Annotated in this window: 18 protein-coding genes and 1 riboswitch; of the genes, 6 read left to right on the top strand and 12 right to left on the bottom strand. The window is 40.2% G+C overall.

Features of this window, described 5'->3' with window-relative positions; genetic code table 11:
• The first annotated feature begins 15 nt into the window (after positions 1-15).
• Positions 16-324, top strand: a complete 309-nt coding sequence (locus QFZ72_RS04835; protein WP_307430141.1) for a TIGR04104 family putative zinc finger protein — start codon at positions 16-18, stop codon at positions 322-324.
• Positions 325-434: 110 nt separating this feature from the next.
• Here the strand turns inward: QFZ72_RS04835 and QFZ72_RS04830 are convergent, their stop codons facing one another.
• Positions 435-953: a GNAT family N-acetyltransferase gene (locus QFZ72_RS04830; protein WP_307430137.1), complete on the bottom strand. Its 519-nt coding sequence runs from the start codon at positions 951-953 to the stop codon at positions 435-437.
• A 194-nt stretch (positions 954-1,147) separates the two neighbouring features.
• Positions 1,148-2,533 (bottom strand): class II fumarate hydratase, encoded by a 1,386-nt coding sequence (gene fumC / locus QFZ72_RS04825; RefSeq protein ID WP_307430134.1) that lies wholly within the window; start codon positions 2,531-2,533, stop codon positions 1,148-1,150.
• A 189-nt stretch (positions 2,534-2,722) separates the two neighbouring features.
• On the opposite strand from fumC, the gene QFZ72_RS04820 reads away from it, so the two are divergent.
• Positions 2,723-3,247: an HAD hydrolase-like protein gene (locus tag QFZ72_RS04820; protein WP_307439585.1), complete on the top strand. Its 525-nt coding sequence runs from the start codon at positions 2,723-2,725 to the stop codon at positions 3,245-3,247.
• A 117-nt stretch (positions 3,248-3,364) separates the two neighbouring features.
• Positions 3,365-3,649 (top strand): hypothetical protein, encoded by a 285-nt coding sequence (locus QFZ72_RS04815; RefSeq protein ID WP_307430131.1) that lies wholly within the window; start codon positions 3,365-3,367, stop codon positions 3,647-3,649.
• Positions 3,650-3,807: 158 nt separating this feature from the next.
• On the opposite strand, the gene QFZ72_RS04810 is transcribed toward QFZ72_RS04815, so the two are convergent.
• The 3 genes from QFZ72_RS04810 to QFZ72_RS04800 form a co-directional block, all read right to left on the bottom strand.
• Entirely contained in the window at positions 3,808-4,710 is a 903-nt protein-coding gene (locus QFZ72_RS04810) for a hypothetical protein (RefSeq protein ID WP_307430128.1), read from the bottom strand.
• A 15-nt stretch (positions 4,711-4,725) separates the two neighbouring features.
• Positions 4,726-6,570 carry a PAS domain S-box protein gene (locus QFZ72_RS04805; protein WP_307430125.1) on the bottom strand — a complete coding sequence of 615 codons (1,845 nt, stop codon included), beginning with the start codon at positions 6,568-6,570 and terminating at the stop codon, positions 4,726-4,728.
• A 179-nt stretch (positions 6,571-6,749) separates the two neighbouring features.
• Positions 6,750-7,142: a spore germination protein gene (locus QFZ72_RS04800; protein ID WP_307430122.1), complete on the bottom strand. Its 393-nt coding sequence runs from the start codon at positions 7,140-7,142 to the stop codon at positions 6,750-6,752.
• Positions 7,143-7,491: 349 nt separating this feature from the next.
• Positions 7,492-7,601: riboswitch (TPP riboswitch) on the top strand.
• 121 nt (positions 7,602-7,722) lie between these two features.
• Between QFZ72_RS04800 and thiC the strand changes: the two genes are divergently transcribed.
• On the top strand, positions 7,723-9,432 hold the full coding sequence (thiC, locus tag QFZ72_RS04795) for a phosphomethylpyrimidine synthase ThiC (protein ID WP_307430119.1): 1,710 nt from the start codon (positions 7,723-7,725) through the stop codon (positions 9,430-9,432).
• A 220-nt stretch (positions 9,433-9,652) separates the two neighbouring features.
• Here thiC and QFZ72_RS04790 read toward each other — a convergent pair whose 3' ends face one another.
• Entirely contained in the window at positions 9,653-10,984 is a 1,332-nt protein-coding gene (locus QFZ72_RS04790) for an FAD-dependent oxidoreductase (protein ID WP_307430115.1), read from the bottom strand.
• A gap of 472 nt (positions 10,985-11,456) precedes the next feature.
• Between QFZ72_RS04790 and QFZ72_RS04785 the strand changes: the two genes are divergently transcribed.
• Positions 11,457-11,879 carry a hypothetical protein gene (locus QFZ72_RS04785; protein WP_307430113.1) on the top strand — a complete coding sequence of 141 codons (423 nt, stop codon included), beginning with the start codon at positions 11,457-11,459 and terminating at the stop codon, positions 11,877-11,879.
• On the opposite strand, the gene corA is transcribed toward QFZ72_RS04785, so the two are convergent.
• The 4 genes from corA to QFZ72_RS04765 form a co-directional block, all read right to left on the bottom strand.
• Positions 11,842-12,798, bottom strand: coding sequence for a magnesium/cobalt transporter CorA (gene corA, locus QFZ72_RS04780; protein WP_307430111.1), 957 nt, complete (start codon positions 12,796-12,798; stop codon positions 11,842-11,844). The genes QFZ72_RS04785 and corA overlap by 38 nt on opposite strands.
• 15 nt (positions 12,799-12,813) lie before the next feature.
• Complete coding sequence (locus QFZ72_RS04775; protein WP_307430108.1) at positions 12,814-13,581, bottom strand: ABC transporter permease; 768 nt, start codon at positions 13,579-13,581, stop codon at positions 12,814-12,816.
• The gene (locus tag QFZ72_RS04770; RefSeq protein WP_307430105.1) at positions 13,565-14,482 is read right to left on the bottom strand and encodes an ABC transporter ATP-binding protein; all 918 of its coding nucleotides are present in this window, start codon (positions 14,480-14,482) and stop codon (positions 13,565-13,567) included. The genes QFZ72_RS04775 and QFZ72_RS04770 overlap by 17 nt, the downstream gene beginning before the upstream one ends.
• 470 nt (positions 14,483-14,952) lie before the next feature.
• Positions 14,953-15,588 (bottom strand): lysozyme family protein, encoded by a 636-nt coding sequence (locus QFZ72_RS04765; protein ID WP_307430102.1) that lies wholly within the window; start codon positions 15,586-15,588, stop codon positions 14,953-14,955.
• A gap of 238 nt (positions 15,589-15,826) precedes the next feature.
• Here QFZ72_RS04765 and QFZ72_RS04760 point away from each other — a divergent pair, with 238 nt between their 5' ends.
• The gene (locus QFZ72_RS04760; RefSeq protein ID WP_307430098.1) at positions 15,827-16,264 is read left to right on the top strand and encodes a GNAT family N-acetyltransferase; all 438 of its coding nucleotides are present in this window, start codon (positions 15,827-15,829) and stop codon (positions 16,262-16,264) included.
• A 258-nt stretch (positions 16,265-16,522) separates the two neighbouring features.
• Here the strand turns inward: QFZ72_RS04760 and QFZ72_RS04755 are convergent, their stop codons facing one another.
• Positions 16,523-17,329, bottom strand: a complete 807-nt coding sequence (locus QFZ72_RS04755; protein WP_307430095.1) for a 6-phosphofructokinase — start codon at positions 17,327-17,329, stop codon at positions 16,523-16,525.
• 18 nt (positions 17,330-17,347) lie between these two features.
• A complete protein-coding gene (gntK, locus tag QFZ72_RS04750; RefSeq protein ID WP_307430092.1) occupies positions 17,348-18,880 on the bottom strand; it encodes a gluconokinase in 1,533 nt (510 codons plus the stop codon).
• Between the last annotated feature and the right edge of the window lie 150 nt (positions 18,881-19,030).

Below are 19,030 nucleotides of genomic sequence, written 5' to 3'. Positions count from 1 at the left end.
CCAGGAGGTCACGCCTTGAAACTGCCGACATGCACGTCTTGCCATTATAAATTCACCTGGAAAAAAACGCTTTTAACCACGCTGAAATTTACAAGAATTCTAACATGCCCTAAATGCGGAACAAGCTTGTATCCAACCCCTAAATCAAGAACAAAGGGAACACTCTTAATCGCAATCCCAATCGTTGCTGCGAGTTTTATCAGTTCCATGGCGGGTGCTGATGCTGCAGTAAGAATAACAGCCATTATTCTTGCAGGAATTCTATCCGTCCTGCTGTCGCCTTACTACTATGAATACATAGAAGAAGATAAGTCATTGTGGTAAATAAAAGGGGTTCTGAACAATACCATTCACATAGTAATTAGCAGGACTTTTCTGCCGTTAAATCCTGCTGATTACTGTGTTATTTCCATTTTCATTTTTTACTGCACGATTCATTGCTTAATAGAACGGTCACTATGCGCTGCATACCTCACCGTTTGTTGAACAGAAGTATTTAACTTTGTTGATTTTGTATATATCTTTAACGAGCCGCCACTAACACCAAATACTTCTCCTTTGTGCTTCCATCCATATTTTTCATAATATCCTTCCAAGTCCGTGCTTAAATAGAGATTTTCATATCCTTTCCTGCATGTTTCTTCTATGGCATGCTTAAGCAGGCGGGAACCAATTTCTTTTCCTCTATGCTCTGGAAGTACATATAAACAAGCAAGCCACGGATATATATCCTGACGACTGTTAAGATCATTTCTAATTAATGCAAACGTCCCCACTATACAATCATCTATTAACGCGATGTAGAACCTTGGTATTTCATCTTCAGTTTTACATGAATGAATCATACAATCTTGATAAAACTTATAATTGTGTTCGTTTCCCCACTCTTCCCAAAAAACAGTCACTGCCTTGTCAAATAAGTCTATCCGCTGTTGTATTTCAACTATTTCCAAAAACTATCTCTCCCCTCAATTCCTTATCTCAAAGGACCTATTTAGGGTGACCTCCATCAAATGTTCCCATATAGATAGACGGCTCTCGATTTTAGAAGCGCCCTTTTATGAACATCATTTAATAAAATTGTATTTCAGATTATCACTTTCTTGTTATAAAATTTCAAGATAAACAGTGACACCGTCATTAATACTTATTCCGCCCGCGGCCCAATCATATCGAGCGGATTCACATACTTATCAAATTCCTGTTCGGTCAGCAATTGAAGCTTTAAAGCAGCTTCTTTCAGAGTGCTTCCATCTTTATGGGCCTCTTTCGCTATTTTTGCTGCATTTGCATAACCAATATGAGGATTCAAAGCTGTTACAAGCATCAAAGATTCATTTAAATATTTATCTATTACATCCAAATTCGGCTTGATGCCAATCGCACAATGGTCATTAAAGGAGTGAATCGAGTCCGCAAGCAATCTGACCGATTGCAGGAAATTATACATAATAACCGGCTTGAACACATTCAGTTCAAAATTTCCCTGACTTGCTGCAAATCCGATCGTGGCATCGTTCCCCATCACTTGTGCTGCCACCATCGTAATGGCTTCACTTTGGGTTGGGTTCACTTTTCCGGGCATAATGGAGCTTCCCGGTTCATTTTCAGGTATGGTGATTTCGCCGATTCCGCACCTTGGACCGCTTGCAAGCCATCTTACATCATTTGCAATCTTCATTAAATCTGCTGCAAGTCCTTTTAAGGCCCCATGAACAAAGACAATCTCATCATGACTGGTCAGGGCGTGAAACTTGTTTTCTGATGTGCGGAATTTTGTTGCAGTATACAGACTGATCTCTTCAGCTACGAGTCTCCCAAAATCAGGATGGGCATTGATCCCCGTGCCAACCGCTGTACCTCCTATTGCAAGATCCCGCATTTTTTCTACAGATAACAGAATCATATCTTTCGATTTTTGCAGCATATGAACCCAGCCGCTTATTTCCTGGCCCAATGTGAGCGGGGTAGCATCCTGAAGATGTGTTCTGCCGATCTTGACGATATCTTCATTTTCTTTGGATTTGTTTACAAGTGTTAAATAGAGCTTATCAATTGCCGGAATCAATGAATCAAAAACGGAGAGCACTCCTGATACATGCATAGCTGTCGGAAACGTATCGTTCGAGCTTTGTCCCATGTTGACATCATCATTGGGATGAATGACTTGATCAGACTCATTTAACAGCGTGTTTCCCCTGTTTGCAATCACTTCATTTACATTCATGTTGCTTTGCGTTCCGCTTCCTGTCTGCCATACAGCCAGAGGAAAGTGTTCATCAAGCTTTCGGCTGAGGATATCATCACATACTTTCACAATCACTCTCTCTTTTTCAGCGCTTAGCTTTCCTAATCTGCCATTCACTTTAGCTGCGCTTCTTTTTAGAATAGCGAATGCGTCAATCAGCTCCTGAGGCATTCTTTCCGTACCGATTTTAAAGTTTTCTTTGCTTCGCTGTGTCTGAGCCCCCCAAAACTTATCTGCAGGAACTTTAATTTCACCCATCGTATCTCTTTCGATTCGAAATTCCACTTTCTCCACCTCCGCATTTTTATCCTTACCCTTTTATTCAAGAAAAGTTCATATAAACCTTTTTAACACACCTATTCTTCCGCTGTTTTTTTGATAAAATATAGAAAAACGGCGGTGGAAATATAATGAATTTTTTTAAGCTGGTTATGTTCGATTTGGACGGAACTCTAAACGGATCCCGGAACAGGAATTATTCATTCGATTGAATACGCATTGAAAGCACTGAATGTGAAAATGCCCTCACCCGCTGTTTTAAAAGACTTTATTGGCCCTCCGCTTCAGGTGTCGTTTCAAAAGCATTTAGATTTTGATCGTGCTATGGCAGAGCAGGCCACCTGCTTTTACCGGGAATATTTCATCCAAAAAGGGATGTATGAAAATAAGGTTTATCCCGGAATCAGCAGTCTCCTTGAAGACTCGCACCGTAAAAAGATACGGCTTGCAGTTGCTACTTCAAAACCAGCCTTTTTTGCAGAAAAAATTCTGAAGCATTTCAAAATGGATTCCTATTTTGATCAAATAGCCGGCAGCAACCTTGATGGCATACTTATCGCCAAGTCAGACATCATCGCAGAAGTTCTGAAGCATTATCCTGCCAACCCGAAATCAGAGATCGTCATGATAGGCGACCGTGAGCAGGATATCATTGGAGCTAGAGAAAATAACATTGCTTCAATTGGAGTTTTATACGGGTATGGTTCAAAAAAAAACTGAGTTCAGCTGCACCGGATTTTCTGGCGCCATCAGTGGCCGAACTAAAGAAAACCTTGCTGCACCAAGGAAATTCAAAGCTTAATCAAACGTTTGTTTAACTATTAATGAGGTGATAGAATGGGAGACTTCTTCGTACTGACAGCGGCATTGCTGCTCTTAATTTTTGTTTTAGACACGCTTGCAAAATTGAAGGTTTCAAGTAAGGACAAGAACGAAAACATTCTTAAACTATATTTAGGGTTTTTAATCCTTATTGCTATTTCCGTTATTCCCTATAAATTGTGGAAGCTCACAGGCAGCCATCATAGTCCTGACGGCATGATCGTAACGGCAGGTGCTGCTCTTGCCATGATTGTTTTCGTTATCCGTTTTTATTCCCGCAGAGTTAAAAATCATGCATGAGGATCGATAAAATGATATACAGATTCTGCAGTGAAGGCTGCCGGGACATACCTATGTCGATATTGAACGGATGATTGAACAGTTTACAATGAAAACCGGAGCTAGAATTTGAAGGATTATTTAAGAAATGAAAAACTTCAGCAAACGCTGAAGTTTTTTTATAGTCCTTCTATCCGGTTAAATTCCCGCAAGAGTCTCAGCTTTTCAAGCGTAATCCAGCCCTTCCACTCTTCTTTGGCAAGAAGCCAAACATCATCATATTGCCCCCATGACCAGGCTGGTGCAAAGCTGCCGTCATCGGTTTGCTGTTCATTGATGAAATCAAGATTCTGTTCCAAGCTTTCAGCGAATAATGGATAATACCTGGAGCTTGGTGACTGAATCACACCCGTCGGCTGGAGTCCGTATCCTATCCAGTCTTCTGGATTTTGGATGATACATTTGGTAACAAATTCATCCAGATGAACGGTCATTTCACGGCGGGATACGTGCGGCGCTTTTTCAGCAAGTCTTAGATAGCAAAGCAATTCATGAAATTCATATTCCTTTAGGCCATGAAGATGGCTGATCGCATAATCTGTCAATTCAGACAGCATGCTTTCTGGTATCAATCTTTTATATTCATAAAAATAACCAAGTATTTCAGCATTTGGATTTCCCCAATCTGCCCCAGCCTTTTGATAATTCCACCAGGGTGCCCTCGGTGCAGATTCTACTTCAGGAGGCACTTTTTCCCATCCATGAAGTTCTAGCTGAAAGGTCTGAATGAAATAAGCCATAACTTTTTTTAGACTATCGTCTTCCTCATCCGCGTTTACTCTGGATAGATATTGCATGCCAATCGTCGAGGCAAGTGCTGATGATTCTGAACATCTGAAATCCGGCTCAAGTCCATTCCCGAAGCCGCCATCTTCATTTTGATATGTTTTAAGCTCCATTAGCACATCTGCTTTATAGCCGTTCTCAAATTCGAAAAGATATAAAGCGCGGTCAATCTTTCGCGCTTTTTCAAGCATAAATTTCCGTGCTTTAAGAAATTGCCCCTTTGTAAACAGCTTCATAACCTCAAGCCCCCGCTATTTTTTCAGTCTAATGATCACCTTTGTGCCTTTGCCAAGTTCGCTTTCCATTTTGAGTTCTCCATTATGCTCGGTAATGATTTTGTTGCTGATCGTAAGACCAAGTCCAATGCCTTTTTCTTTTGTTGTAAAGAAAGGCGTTCCGAGTTTTTCCAGCCGCTTTTCATCAATACCTGTCCCATTATCCTCAAACGTCAGCTGGTAAAATAAATCATCCTTGTTTTCTCCTCTTATTTTAAGGCTGCCGCCGTCCGGCATAGCTTCTATGGCATTTTTCATAACATTGATGAAAACTTGTTTCATTTGATTTTTTTCACATTCTATTTTTGCGGCATCCGATTCAAACTTAAGATCGATAGCCACATTCCTGAGGGCAGCCTCTGGATTTAATAAAATCATCGTGTCTTTAAGAAGCTGGACAATATTTGTGCATTCTTTCAGATGAATAGCCTGAGGCCTTGCAAGTGCCATAAATTCATTGACGATCTGCTCAATTCTGCTTAATTCATCGATGATGACATTCTGATATTTTATATCTTTCTCATCCCTGTCTTTTTCAGTCAGCAGCTTAAAGAATCCCTTGATGGATGTAAGCGGATTTCTGATTTCATGGGCAACACCCGCTGCAAGCTCCCCTAATACAGTAAGCTTTTCATAGTTGCGGATATATTCCTCCACTTTTCTTTTTTCAGTAATATCCCTTGATATAAAAACAATGCTCTCTGGGTCCCCATGCTGATTTAAGACAGCCATTCCTTTTCCCTCAAACAAAACAGCCTGTCCTGTATGACTGATCTTGTGATAAGGGATTGTGACAGGTCCTTTTGTGGTAAAAAGGGTGTGTATAATCTCTTCTGCTTTAGCATGATCATCAACAAGAATATATTTGAAGACATTTTGCCCAATCATACGCTCAGGTTCATATCCCAGGACTTTTTTATAAGAGGGCGATGCGTATTTATAATTCCCTTTAAGATCGACTACACATATTAAGTCGTTGCTGTGTTCTAAAATGATCCGGTACTTGCTTTCGCTTTTTCTCAGTTTTTCTTCTGTTTGCTTCCGCTGTGTAATGTTTCTTGAAATAACGATCGCATGTTTTAAGGATTCATTTTCAGTGACAGGAATTCCATGCGACTCAAGCCATATATAAGTATGATCCTTGCATAAATAACGATATTCAACCGTCAGATGTCTATTTTCCTTGAGCATTTTATAAAATTGGCCGGCAATCCGCTCCCTGTCCTCCGGATGCACGAATTGAAAAGGAGTGTTTCCGACTGCTTCTGACATATCATACCCAAGCACTTCTTTGTAAGACGGAGATACATAGGTAAAAAGTCCGTTTTCATCCAGAAGCCCAACGATATCAAGTATGTTTTCAGTAATCAGACGGAACTTTTTTATCGTTTCCTCGTGTTCTTTTTCAAGCTTTTTCTTATTTGTGACATCTCTTATAATCAACTGGGTGGATTGCCTGTCCCCCCATACGTTTGGCAGCATTGTCACTTCTACGGTTATGGGCAATCCTCGTCTGGTATACCAGTTCTGTTCCATTGAACACGGTGTGTAGCCATTTTTTGTATCGGTAATCCGCTGCTCGATTATCTCTCTATGCTGAGGATCAATTGAATTCCAGATGGGTTTTCCAATCAGTTCCTCCTTGCAGGTGAACTCTAACAGATTCATTGCAGAAGGATTAATATATGTCCACTTTCGGTTTTCGTGAATTAAAAATGCGGTTGGAGAGTTCTCAAGCTGATTAAGATAGACTTCCATTAAGCCATCGAGTTTTTCCTGAGAAAGGACTTTCTCTTCATGAGCCTGTTCCAGATTCTTCATCGCGGTCCATCCCTCCTCCAAGTACATACATATCCTTAATATAACAAAAATTCAATTAATAAGGTACTATCCTTGTGGCGAATAAATAAAAAGCCCGTATCTTATGATCAATACGGAATGTGTTCCTATTTTTCTTGAGATTTCTCCAATCTCCACATATTTAACGACAACACTTCCATCTAGTATCCTAGTCTAATTAAATTGAGATTTTTATCGAGATTTTCTACAAAACTTTCATGAGAGCCGTGAACGACCTTTTCGTTATGGGGCTGTTCAACAGCCCTGCCCTCATGCTGCGTTGCATCAATGGCATAGATATAATCTAAATCATCTACTAAAAATAAACATGCTCCCTTTGATAGTAAATGAATAGCTTCATGGATATCTTTCGTTTTAGCTACGGAAGCAACCTGTACAACATCTTCTGCCTCACCTGACTGTGCATGCTGCAGAGGCGCAATAATATCTTTATTGATTTTCTCAGTCTTGATTAGCGGTACAAGATACAGCAATAACCCTTGCTTCCCTTTGAATAGAATCTTTCTTTGGCCTAAATCATCTGTATGATCCAAATGAGTCAGGATTTTTGCGATATTAACATTAAAATGAGAAGAAACAGGTATATTAGTATCTTTTGGAGGTGCCGTATTCTTTGGCTGCTGTGCCGTTTGCTTTGATTGTTTTTTTTCTTAATAAAGAAAACATACACTTACCCCTCCGTTAGAATCTGTATTAAGTAGTTTCTTAGTATATTGGTAAAAGTATGTATCTGAAATACTTTTGAAAAAAGAAATTGGACTGAAATCAGGTACAATGAACCACATCATTGTTTCTCGATCATCTTCAAAATGTATAAATGTGAAAATTATCACTTGCAAGCTTGCCAATTTACCTGCTATATTGCTAACAAATGAATATTTTTTATTCTGCTGGGGGAGTCCATGATGCTGGACTGAGAGAAGAAAGCAATTCTTTGACCCTTTGAACCTGATCTGGATGATACCAGCGTAGGGAAGCGGTGTGGCGTAGGCCGTTTTTTTGGCTTTTTACACATACTGTTCCAAGGGTTCTGTTCATTAACAGAACCCTTTTTCTATTTCTTTCGCGGGTGCAGATCAAATCTCTACTAAACGATACGAGGAGGAGTTAAGATTGGATTTCGCATTCACTAAACAGTTTGATGGCAGCAAAAAGATGTACAAAACAGGATCAAGAGAGGATATTCGTGTTCCATTTCGGAAAATTGAATTGTCACAGGATAATGAACCTGTGCTTGTTTATGATACGAGTGGTCCTTATACGGATCAATCAGCTGCCATTGATATTAAAAAAGGTTTACCTGAAGTCAGAAGAAACTGGATTTTTGAACGGAATGATGTGGAAGAATATTCAGGGCGCAAAGTTAAGCCTGAGGATAACGGCCGCCAAGGGGATATCACTTCAAATGAAAACGTCTTTACTGGCGATAGAAATGTACTGCGGGCAAAAAAGAATGCCAATGTCACTCAGCTTCATTACGCCAGAAAAGGAATTATTACACCTGAGATGGAGTTTATAGCCATTCGTGAAAACATGGACCCTGAATTCATTAGAAGTGAAGTTGCGGCCGGCAGAGCTATTATACCTGCAAACATCAATCATAGAGAAAGTGAACCTATGATCATAGGCAAACATTTTCATGTCAAAATTAATGCAAATATAGGCAACTCAGCAGTAACCTCATCTATTGAAGAAGAAGTTGAAAAAATGACATGGGCAATCAAATGGGGTGCTGACAACATCATGGATTTATCGACAGGCAAGGATATTCACACCACCCGGGAATGGATTATCAGAAATTCTCCAGTACCAGTTGGAACGGTGCCCATCTACCAGGCGCTTGAAAAAGTAAAAGGCATTGCTGAGGATTTAACCTGGGAAGTGTACAGAGATACCTTAATAGAACAGGCGGAACAAGGGGTCGATTACTTTACAATCCATGCAGGTGTTTTGCTGAGGTACATCCCTCTTACAATTAAAAGAACAACCGGGATTGTATCAAGAGGAGGATCCATTCTTGCAGGATGGTGCTTAGCTCACCACGAAGAAAACTTTCTCTATACTCATTTTGAGGAGATTTGCGAGATTTCAAAACAATATGATATTTCCATTTCATTAGGCGATGGCCTGCGTCCTGGATCGATTGCAGATGCAAATGATGAAGCCCAATTTGCAGAACTAGAGACCCTTGGAGAACTTACAAAAATCGCATGGAAGCATGATGTTCAGGTGATGATCGAAGGTCCAGGCCATGTGCCGATGCACATGATACGGGAAAATGTAGAAAAGCAGCAGGAAATTTGCCATGAGGCACCATTTTACACCCTTGGACCATTAACGACAGATATCGCACCTGGTTATGATCATATCACTTCAGCTATTGGTGCAGCGATGATCGGCTGGTTCGGTACCGCGATGCTTTGCTATGTGACGCCGAAAGAGCATTTAGGATTGCCTAATAAAGATGATGTTCGCGATGGAGTCATAGCCTATAAGATTGCTGCGCACGCCGCTGATCTCGCCAAAGGACATCCAAATGCACAGTATAGAGACGATGCCCTGTCTAAGGCGAGATTTGAATTCCGCTGGGAAGATCAATTTAATCTATCCCTTGATCCTGATCGGGCAAAGGAATATCATGATGAAACGTTACCTGCCGAAGGAGCTAAAACCGCTCATTTCTGCTCGATGTGCGGACCAAAGTTCTGCTCGATGAGAATTTCCCACGATTTAAGAAATACTGTGAAAGAACAGGAAATTGAAGAAGGACTGAAGCAAAAGTCAAAAGAATTTGTTGAAAACGGTTCAGCTATTTATCAGTAGGACGATATAGGCTGTGAACGTTCTGCCGATTCATTGAATCATTTTAGGACCGAACCTTGTATTACTTTCCAAACCGGTCCATTTACTGTCCAGAATGTCCGTAATACTGGCGAAAAACAGGAAAATACTTTCTAATTTGAATTAAATACTTTCTTTTTTACACAAATCTCCTAATCCATAAAAAAACAGCGGAATGCATGCATTCCGCTGTTTTCATCTATTACTGCATCGCCTGCAAACCAGCCTGGTTCAAGAAGTTCCATGGCTTGTTGTAATGAGGCTGGAAGAAGAAGTCGACAAAGCCAAGCTCATCAATCGTCATACGATTTTGGATGCAGACAGATAAAGTGTTGATTGATTGAGTCAGATCCGCTTTTGACATCACTTGTGCACCGACAATTCTTCTTGTCTCTTCTTCATAAACAACTTTTAAAATGACAGGTTCATAGGATGGCATAAACTCAGGGCGATCGTTTTCTAAGATTGTGATACTTTTCACATTCATATCCATAAGAGAAGCAGCTGTTTCTGTCATGCCTGTTGAAGCGATATTATTTTCATAAATTTTAATGCCTGATGTACCTTGAGTCCCCATATATTTAATCGTTTTCTTCACTAAGTTTTTAGCAACTAATGTTCCCATCCGGACGGCATTTGTAGCTAATGGAATATAAGCATGCTTCCCGGTTGGATTATAGAGAATCGCACAGCTGTCGCCTGCTGCAAAAATATCTTCATTGCTAGTTTGCATATACTCATTTACGATTAAAGCGCCATTATCCAGCATATCAACTTGCCCTTGAAGCAAATCTGTATTCGGCTTAAATCCTATGCAAAGAACAACTAGATCTGTCTCGTACTCGCCTTTGGTTGTTACTACTTTTGAAACATTGCCTTTTTCGCCTTCGAATTTGCTGACTGTTTCACCCAGAGCAAGAGTAATGCCGCGATTTTCAAATTCATCTTCAATGACTTCTGTATATTCCGGATCTAGATATTTACTTAAAATACGGTCTGAACTGTCTATTAAAGTAACTTCTTTTCCGTATGATTCAAACGCTTCTACAAGCTCAATCCCAATATAGCCTGCCCCAACTACTGTGATTTTCTGGGCATCCTTCGCTTTTTCGATTATATTATTTGCGTGGTTAAAGTTTTTTGAAAGCACGATATTATTTAACTGAATTCCCGCAAGCGGAGGCACGATCGGCCATGAACCTGTTGTCATCACTAATTTATCATACGTATCTTCGAACGTTTCCCCTGTTTCGAGGTTTTCAGCTGTCAGTGTTTTCGCTTCTGAATCAATAGAAGTTACAGCATGCTTCATTTTCATCGTAACTCCCATGTTCTCAAGTTCTTGAGGTGAAGAGTAAAATAAGCCCTGTGCGTCCTGAACAACTCCTCCTACATATAATGCGATGCCGCAAGATAAGAATGAAACATTATCATTTTTTTCATAAACGGTAATTTTTGCTTCCGGATAAAGCTTCGTCATATTTGAAACTGCTGCTGTTCCAGCATGTGTACATCCAATCACTGCAATTTTCATAAGTGTTAGTTCCTCCCTTTAGAATTGTTTGTGAACAATTTCACATTATATTGTGAAGTAATTCACATACATTGCTTAATTCATATTATATTCCCTTATTTTTAAAAACGCAAGAAATATTGTGAAGTTTTTCACATAAAGGTTTTTCCCTATTTATACCTATTCAGTCCAATAGTCATGGTAAAATTTTTACAATACTCTGAAAAATCGAACGCGGGGTTTTTTAAATGAAATCAACAATAGAAATCTGCAGGCATATCCTTTTTTTCTCTTAATTGTTCTATCTCTCATTCTAGTCGTTCTATTTCCAAGAGATGTTGAAATAAGAGCTGAAGGCAGAGCACAGACTGTCATATTCGACTATCAATTTTCATGGTCTGACTATCAAGAAAACATAACATCCTTTTTCAGCGGTCTTTATGAGGAAAAAAGCTTTGGACTGACCAAATATGAACGGAATGTGGAAGAAGAATTGAAACTGTATTTTTCAAGAAGCTTAAAAATCATTGTTACAGCTCTCATCCTGAGCTTGTTTTTCGGAATTTTGAAAGGAGTTTATGATGCCACGCACCCAAATCCGCTCGGGATTCTATCTATTTTTGTCACACAGGTTTTTGTTCAGACTACCTATGGATATGGCGAACTGCAAAATACAAGCCTGAATTGGTCTACACTTCTCGGCATGGCGAGATCAGATATATTAAGAGGCTTCTGGATTCCATTTTTCCCTGCACTCTCCCTGACATTTCTGATTTCTCCTTTAACATTATCAGTGAAGGTCTCAGACAGCATTTCAGCCGTGCTTAAACGATATAATAATAGCAGATGCCTGACTGCAGGGACAGTCAGGCATCTTTTTATATTTGGTCTTTATCAAACCATCCCTTCCGTTTAAACCAAATAAACATCATGAAACTTAGAAAGCCCATTCCGCCAAGCACATAAAAATAACCGTACTCCCACCTGAGTTCAGGCATGTTCTCAAAATTCATTCCATATACCCCTGCTATAAATGTCAGCGGCATAAAGATTGTTGTAATCACAGTCAGCGTCATCATCACAGTATTTGCACGATAAGAGTTGACTGAGATATAATTTTCTCTTATTTCAGCCGTGAAATCCATATTGGCGGAAATCAGCTCGGACAGCTTTATTAGATGGTCATATACATTCATGAAATACGTTCTTTCACTCTTTGGGATACACAGTCTTTCTGAATTTAATAGCCGGTAAAGCAAATCTCTCATTGGAAAAATGGTCCGCTTTAGCTTAAGCAACCCTGAACGCGTTTCAAAAACCTGCTTCATTATCTGCTTTATTCTGTATTCCCCGCTCTCAAGCGCATTCAGTGTCTCTTCCATTTCTGTTATCCGCGGAAAATAGAAATCAACCAGTTTATCTAACAATTCATAAAAGACATAATTGGGTGTAAGAGATTTCACATGATTTACTTGCTTTATTTTTTCATAAAGAAGCTCTGTTTCTTCTGACTGATGTAAATGAAAGGTCACAATGTACTTATCAGACAAGAAAACATCCAGTTCCTCGGCCTCCATTGTTTCTTTATTGATAGAATGGAGAACGAAGAAATGATACCCGTCATAATAGTCAAGCTTTGGCCGCTGCAAAAAATGAAAACAGTCCTCAATTGCAAGAGGATGAAAATTAAAAAGATCCTTTAACAATTTCCCTTCCCAATCTTTTTCAGGGTAAATATCAAGCCAGACCATTTTATATGAATCGATTGAAAAATTCTTTAAATCGACTGAATGAATGAGACTGCCGCTATGATCGACTGCCATCGTCTTAATCAAAATGTTCCATCTCCTTTAAATTGACACATCCCGCTTCGTAAAAGCAGCCCAGGCTGCTGCAAAAAAGATGCACAAATAAATACATAAAACAGCAATTGAAAAGCCCATTGTTGTTCCCTCGAATAACGGCCTGTTCCCTTCAAGATGCTGCTTGAGGCTGGTGTTGGCAAACAAGATGTATTTTCCCCACTCAAGGTTATAATGAGCAAGCAGCTGGACGAAGGTTTTACCTGAAAACGTGATGAACATCGATAGTCCTATAGCAAGAGAGCTGTTTCTGAATACCGCAGAAATCATAAAAGCGAACGTTGATATCATGATCATCTCAATCAAAACGGTAAGATAGTTCAGGCTGATGCCTTTCATTAACTCTGTATCGCCCGTTCCGCCGGCTGTCCCAAAGAAAAGCAGTCCGAGTAAAACAGACAGGGTAAAATAGAAGAGTAAAAAGTACAATCCGAACAATACAGAAGTGATGTATTTCGACAGGAGAATTTTCGTGCGGACTACAGGGCGGATGAGCAGGAACTTAATGGTTCCCCACGTAAATTCATTTGCCACAATAGCTCCAGCGATTACAAGTGAAAAAAAGGGCATAACAAATAAGAAGCCTGTAGTCAGCGATACATACCCCAGTACATTTTCATCTGTTCCTGCGCCGGAAAACATTCGTTTTGATATGACTGCCATTAAAATACTGATTACAGCAAGTGTAATAAAAAGGACATTGGTGCTTTTCTGAAAAAGCAATTTCATATGCTCGATTTTAATTAACTTCATCATGAAGCATTTCCTCCGTAAGCTCGATAAAGGAGTCTTCCAATGACTTATAAACAGGCTGTATGGAATAGACATCTATCTTTCCTTGCACGAGAATTTGATTAATCTTTGGGATATCTTCTTTCTTAATGAATAGAGAGATGCCGTTATTGTATATGGATGCGGAGTATTCAGGCTTTAAAATTTGCAAAGCGCGTTCTCCCTCAGATAATTCAAACTGCACCTTAAGGAGTTCATCCTTCTGACTTCCAATCTCATTTACTGCAGCGATTTGCCCCCTTCTAATAATGGCGGCTCTTGTACACAGCTCCTCTACTTCTTTGAGAAGATGAGATGCAATGATAACGGAGACATTCTCTTTTTCGCAAAGATCTCTTAAATAGGTTCTAAGCTCCCTGATGCCTGATGGATCTAGTCCGTTTGTGGGTTCATCCAGGATAAGCAGCTTAGGTTTATGTAAAATGGCCTGTGCAATTCCAAGGCGCTGTCTCATCCCAAGCGAGTACGTTTCCACTTTGGCGTGAATCGCATCCTTCAAATGAACAAGACCGACAACATTTTCAATCCTCTTTTTACTGATATCTCCATGCATATCAGCAAAGTGCGAAAGGTTCTGATAACCAGTCATAAATGGATAAAATTCCGGGTTTTCTACAATGGCTCCCGCATGTGAAATTGCTTTTTCAAACTCGCTGTGCACAGAGTGCCGATTGATTCTGATTTCTCCGGAATCAATCTTAATAAGTCCAAGGATCGCCCTGATTAATGTCGTTTTTCCAGAACCATTGGGACCAAGCAGTCCGAATATTTCTCCTTCATATACATCTAAGGAAATTTGATGAAGCAGCTGCTTTTGCCCAATCGACTTGTCCAGATTTTTTACGCTAAGAATGACCTTCTCCATGAAGCATTCCTCCTCATATCAACAGTATATACCGTACTATGAAGATTCGGAAAGAAGGATGGCAGGGAACGGCAAATAAGAAAAGCGCATGCGACCGTTTCCGACAGATAATAATCCGGCAGATAAGTCCGGGTTTGACTTTTTTGACTGATTTGTTCTGGCCAAGAAGTTGGGTAATAGGGCAGGACATCCATTCACAAAATTATTACCCATTTAATCAAAATAGTATTTGCTGATGAATATTAAAAACTAAAAAGGGAGCACGCTTGGTCATCGAAATGACAAAAGCACGCTCCCTGTTCTAAACTTTATCTCAACTAAGCTCTTCTCTGTTTCACTTTTAAGCGTTTATGCTTTTAAGTGATAAAGTAACTATCTTAATAATATCTCTCTTTTTAAATAGCGTCAAGGTCTTTTAATATAAATATCTACTGAAAAGAGACTCGCGCAAGCTTTGAGTCTCTTTAAGATTACATTTGATCATTCTTTTTTGCAGATGCTGTTTTCCTCAGAGAATTCACGTTTTCCTGCACCTTCGTGCTGTAAGTGAAATCGCCATAGCAGTAAGGATAGCGGAAGTTCCCTTTATCTCCTCCGCAGTTGTAGATATCCGGCTGTTTTTTTACCTGTATCATCGAAAATTCTTTTGCAAGGTCCTCGCTGTGCTTTCCGCCATTTTTTACAATAAAGTCAATGTAGCCAGTTCCCATATTATAAGCCTGAATGACTGTCAGCTCGTCCACATTTCGTTCTTTTCCGTACTGTAAGCTTTTTTGAAAATATTTGACGCCGTGCTCAATGCTTTTAGCCGGGTCTTCAATGGTATTCCTCGGAAGCCCGGCAGATTCAGAGGCCTGCATTGGGTCACCGCCAACTCCTTTACTCTCTTGCTGCATTAAAGCAAGAACAAGCGGTGTATATTCTTCAAGCTGGTACTCCGCAAGTTCCTTTGAAATCAGCGGCTCATACTTCTTCACATTTTCAAATGCGTCACTTGGATAGATAACCGGCTGTATCGTTTCTTCTGAATAAAAGATGGTCAGAATAAAAAAACCAAAAAACACAACTAAAAGAAAACCAATACTATTTTTAAGGAATTTTATCATGTTTTATTCTCCGTTTCCCTTTTCCCTTGTATCTATCATTATAATGATTCTAGCAATCTCATCAACAGAGAGCATGCTTCCATCTTCTAATCATCCTAAGAATAAGGTAGAATGGGAGGGAAAGATACGGTCTGCAGTCTTTCTATCCATAAGGCCAGAGACTTAGTTGAAACTTTTTTGAACTTACCTTCGTCTTAACTCTATGAAACTTCTTGACCATTAAAGTGAGGGATTAAACATGTTTGAAATAAAACAAATTGAAGCAGAACATACATACACCTTAAGACAAAAAGTACTTATGCCTGATCACGCTGCCCAGGAATGCGGATATACCCGTGATAAAAAGAAAGAAACACTCCATATTGGCGCTTTTAAGGAAGAAAAGCTAATTGGAACGGCATCTTTTTTCAAGGAAACACATGAAAAACTTAAGCAGAAAAATGGCTACCGTATGCGTGGACTTGCAATTGACCCTGATCACCGCAATCAGCTCCGCGGGCAGACTTTGTTATTATTCGCTGAAAATAAACTGACCCAGCTGGATGCATCCATGCTTTGGTGCACAACAAGCGTGAATAATGTTGAGTACTATCAGCACTTGGGGTTCAAAGAAACGGAACACCGTTTTCACTTGCCTTCTAAAGGGCTTAATGTTTTGATGGTTAAACCATTGTAGAACCGCCTCTGGCGGTTTTTTTTGTTGCATGCTCGGCAGCTCAATTTTCATCAAAGTTAACCTGATTCGGAGAATTTTATTAGCGATTTTTCCAGTATTATTAGCGGTTTTTAACGATTATTTAGCCGAATCTGAAGTCCATTTAGATTTCGGCTATTTTTCATTAGCTGAAGTTCTCTTTAACTAGCCAAATACAGCTCTTTTAGCCATTTCATCTAAGAAAAAAGCCCGCAGCATTCTACCGCTGCAGGCTTCACTTCATTTTACTTCTTTGTTTTCGATTGTCAGCTGTTTTGTATAATCCGCGTTTTTCAGCCACTCATATACTGCCTGAGAAAGATTTTTCTCAATAATCCGGTCAGCGGCAGTCGGACGTGAGCTCATGCATTGAGATTCATCAAATAACAGCTCTTTAAAATCAAGGTCCATCTGCTGCAGCAGGAATGCTCCCAGCTGTTCTGGCTGAATGGATTCATTAATAATCAAGAAAGAGTAGGTCACTCCTTTTTGATCTTTCTCTCTTAAATAATCTGCAGCGTGCATCCACACAGATTCTCCTCCGGTAACAACCAGCCCATCCACAGCGGCCGCCGAATCGCGCATTAAATCAGAAAGTTCTTCTCCAGGGAGCTGAACACAGCACACTCTCTGCTTCATATATAAAAGAGAACTGATCGTGTCTTTTACTTTCAGCACATTTGTTACAACTTCATTCAAAGCTGTATCGTATCCTAAAGAGCGGTCAGATAAAATGGAAATTGGAAGAAAGAGCAATTTCACTTGTGCAAAAGACAGCACGTCAACAGCCTTCTTGCTTCCGCCAAATACAATCACTGCGTCATATGCTTCGATGGCTTTAATAAAACTTTCCTTATTCTCAATAAGCGTTTTCTCTGATACAGAGCGAATCCAGTTTTCCAAAGCTTCTGCCTTCAGTTCTGATGAAGCCGTCAGCCATTCAAGTCCTTCTATTACGCTGTTTGTTTCAGAGGCGAACTTTGTTATGTCCTGGGTGATAGACTTCGTTTCATTTATTGTATCGATGCCGAGAACTCCGATGCGCATGCTATCCCTCTTTCTTTTCTATATATGCTTTTGCTGAAAAGCCGCTATGCTTGCGTACTCCTCTTTCAGAAGTCGTGAAAGGCGAATATAGATTGGTGTTAATTCTTTATAAACCTCAACATGTTCTGGGTTCGGCTTGTGGTGGTGGGTACCGCCGACCATATCTGATACTACATCAAGAGAATCAACATGTCCAAGTCCATATAAACCAAGAAGCGCCGCACCTAAGCAAGAGCTCTCAAAGCTTTCTGGAACTGAAACCTCCTGATCAAAAATATCCGCCATCATTTGGCGCCATAATTCTGAACGAGCGAATCCGCCTGTAGCCTGAATACTTTTCGGCTCGCCGATCAGCTCTTCAAGTGCAAGCAGCACAGTATATAAGTTAAAAATAACGCCTTCTAATACAGAGCGTATCATATGTTCTTTTTTATGGTGAAGTGAAAGCCCGAAGAAGGAACCTCTCGCGTTTGCATCCCATAAAGGAGCACGTTCGCCGGCCAGATACGGATGAAAGAGCAAACCGTCAGAGCCTGGCTTTACAAGTGATGCAATCTCAGTCAGCACTTCGTATGGATCTTTGCCTAAACGCTTGGCTGTTTCCATTTCAGAAGAGCCTAATTGATCGCGCACCCATCTGAAGATCATTCCGCCATTATTAACAGGACCGCCGATTACCCATTTATCATCAGTCAGGGCATAGCAAAAGATACGTCCTTTTGGATCTGTCACCGGCTTGTCGGTAACTGTCCGAATCGCGCCGCTCGTACCGATTGTAACAGCAACAACGCCAGGCTGTATTGCATTCACTCCAAGATTTGACAAAACTCCATCACTTGCGCCAACTACAAACGGAACCTCTGCAGGAATTCCCATCTCTGCTGCATAAACAGCATCTAGTCCCGTTAAAGAAAATGTTGTATTCACAGGTTCTGAAAGATGTTCTGCCGTAATTCCTGCAACTTCAAGCGCTTCTTTATCCCAATCTAATGACTCCAGGTTAAACAATCCTGTTGCTGAAGCAATTGAATAGTCGATAACAAAGCGCTTAAACAGCTTGTGGAAAACGTACTCTTTAATGGAAATAAATTTAAACGTTTTCAAAAATAAGTCTGTTTGTTCATTTCGGATCCACGTTATCTTAGACAGCGGGGACATCGGGTGAATAGGTGTCCCTGTGCGTAAATAAATCTCATGGCCATTCATTTCTTTTGCTATTTTTTCTGCCCACTTGGCACTGCGGTTATCTGCCCAAGTCATGCAATTTGAAAGAGGTACCCCGTCCCGGTCAACAGCGATGACACTGTGCATCGCAGAACTGAAAGACACGCACAGCAGATCAGCCGGGTCCACTTTGCTGATTACTTCCTTAATTGTTTTGATCACAGCTTGAAAGATCTCGTGCGGATTTTGTTCTGCTGTTTCAGGGTTTGGAGAATATAGCGGATACTCCACTCCAAATGTTGAAACGATTGTTCCGTCTGTTTTAAATAAAACGGATTTTGTGCTTGTTGTGCCAATATCGACTCCGATAACAAATTTCTGATTCAAGGTGACTCCTCCTTACATTGCGCCAAAATCTAGAAAATACAAAAGCGCAGGCGCCTTGGTCAGCTCCGACAGTCAGATAAGGCTCTGCCAGAAAAGTCAGGTTTTGACTTTTTGGCGATCCATTCAGACCGAGGAGTGAGGCGCCGGAGC

Origin of the sequence: Bacillus sp. V2I10 (assembly GCF_030817055.1) — a bacterium.
In the GTDB taxonomy this organism is placed as follows: Bacteria; Bacillota; Bacilli; order Bacillales; family Bacillaceae; genus Bacillus_P.
Note: the sequence above shows the minus strand (reverse complement) of the source record. Positions and strands in the feature narration are given on the sequence as shown.

Excerpts from the sequence above, each read along its gene's own strand:
- QFZ72_RS04815 (WP_307430131.1), top strand. The coding sequence starts at position 3,365 with ATGGGAGACTTCTTCGTACTGACAGCGGCATTGCTGCTCTTAATTTTT.
- QFZ72_RS04810 (WP_307430128.1), bottom strand. The coding sequence starts at position 4,710 with ATGAAGCTGTTTACAAAGGGGCAATTTCTTAAAGCACGGAAATTTATG.
- QFZ72_RS04805 (WP_307430125.1), bottom strand. The coding sequence starts at position 6,570 with ATGAAGAATCTGGAACAGGCTCATGAAGAGAAAGTCCTTTCTCAGGAA.
- QFZ72_RS04790 (WP_307430115.1), bottom strand. The coding sequence starts at position 10,984 with ATGAAAATTGCAGTGATTGGATGTACACATGCTGGAACAGCAGCAGTT.
- QFZ72_RS04775 (WP_307430108.1), bottom strand. The coding sequence starts at position 13,581 with ATGATGAAGTTAATTAAAATCGAGCATATGAAATTGCTTTTTCAGAAA.
- QFZ72_RS04770 (WP_307430105.1), bottom strand. The coding sequence starts at position 14,482 with ATGGAGAAGGTCATTCTTAGCGTAAAAAATCTGGACAAGTCGATTGGG.
- QFZ72_RS04765 (WP_307430102.1), bottom strand. The coding sequence starts at position 15,588 with ATGATAAAATTCCTTAAAAATAGTATTGGTTTTCTTTTAGTTGTGTTT.
- QFZ72_RS04760 (WP_307430098.1), top strand. The coding sequence starts at position 15,827 with ATGTTTGAAATAAAACAAATTGAAGCAGAACATACATACACCTTAAGA.
- QFZ72_RS04755 (WP_307430095.1), bottom strand. The coding sequence starts at position 17,329 with ATGCGCATCGGAGTTCTCGGCATCGATACAATAAATGAAACGAAGTCT.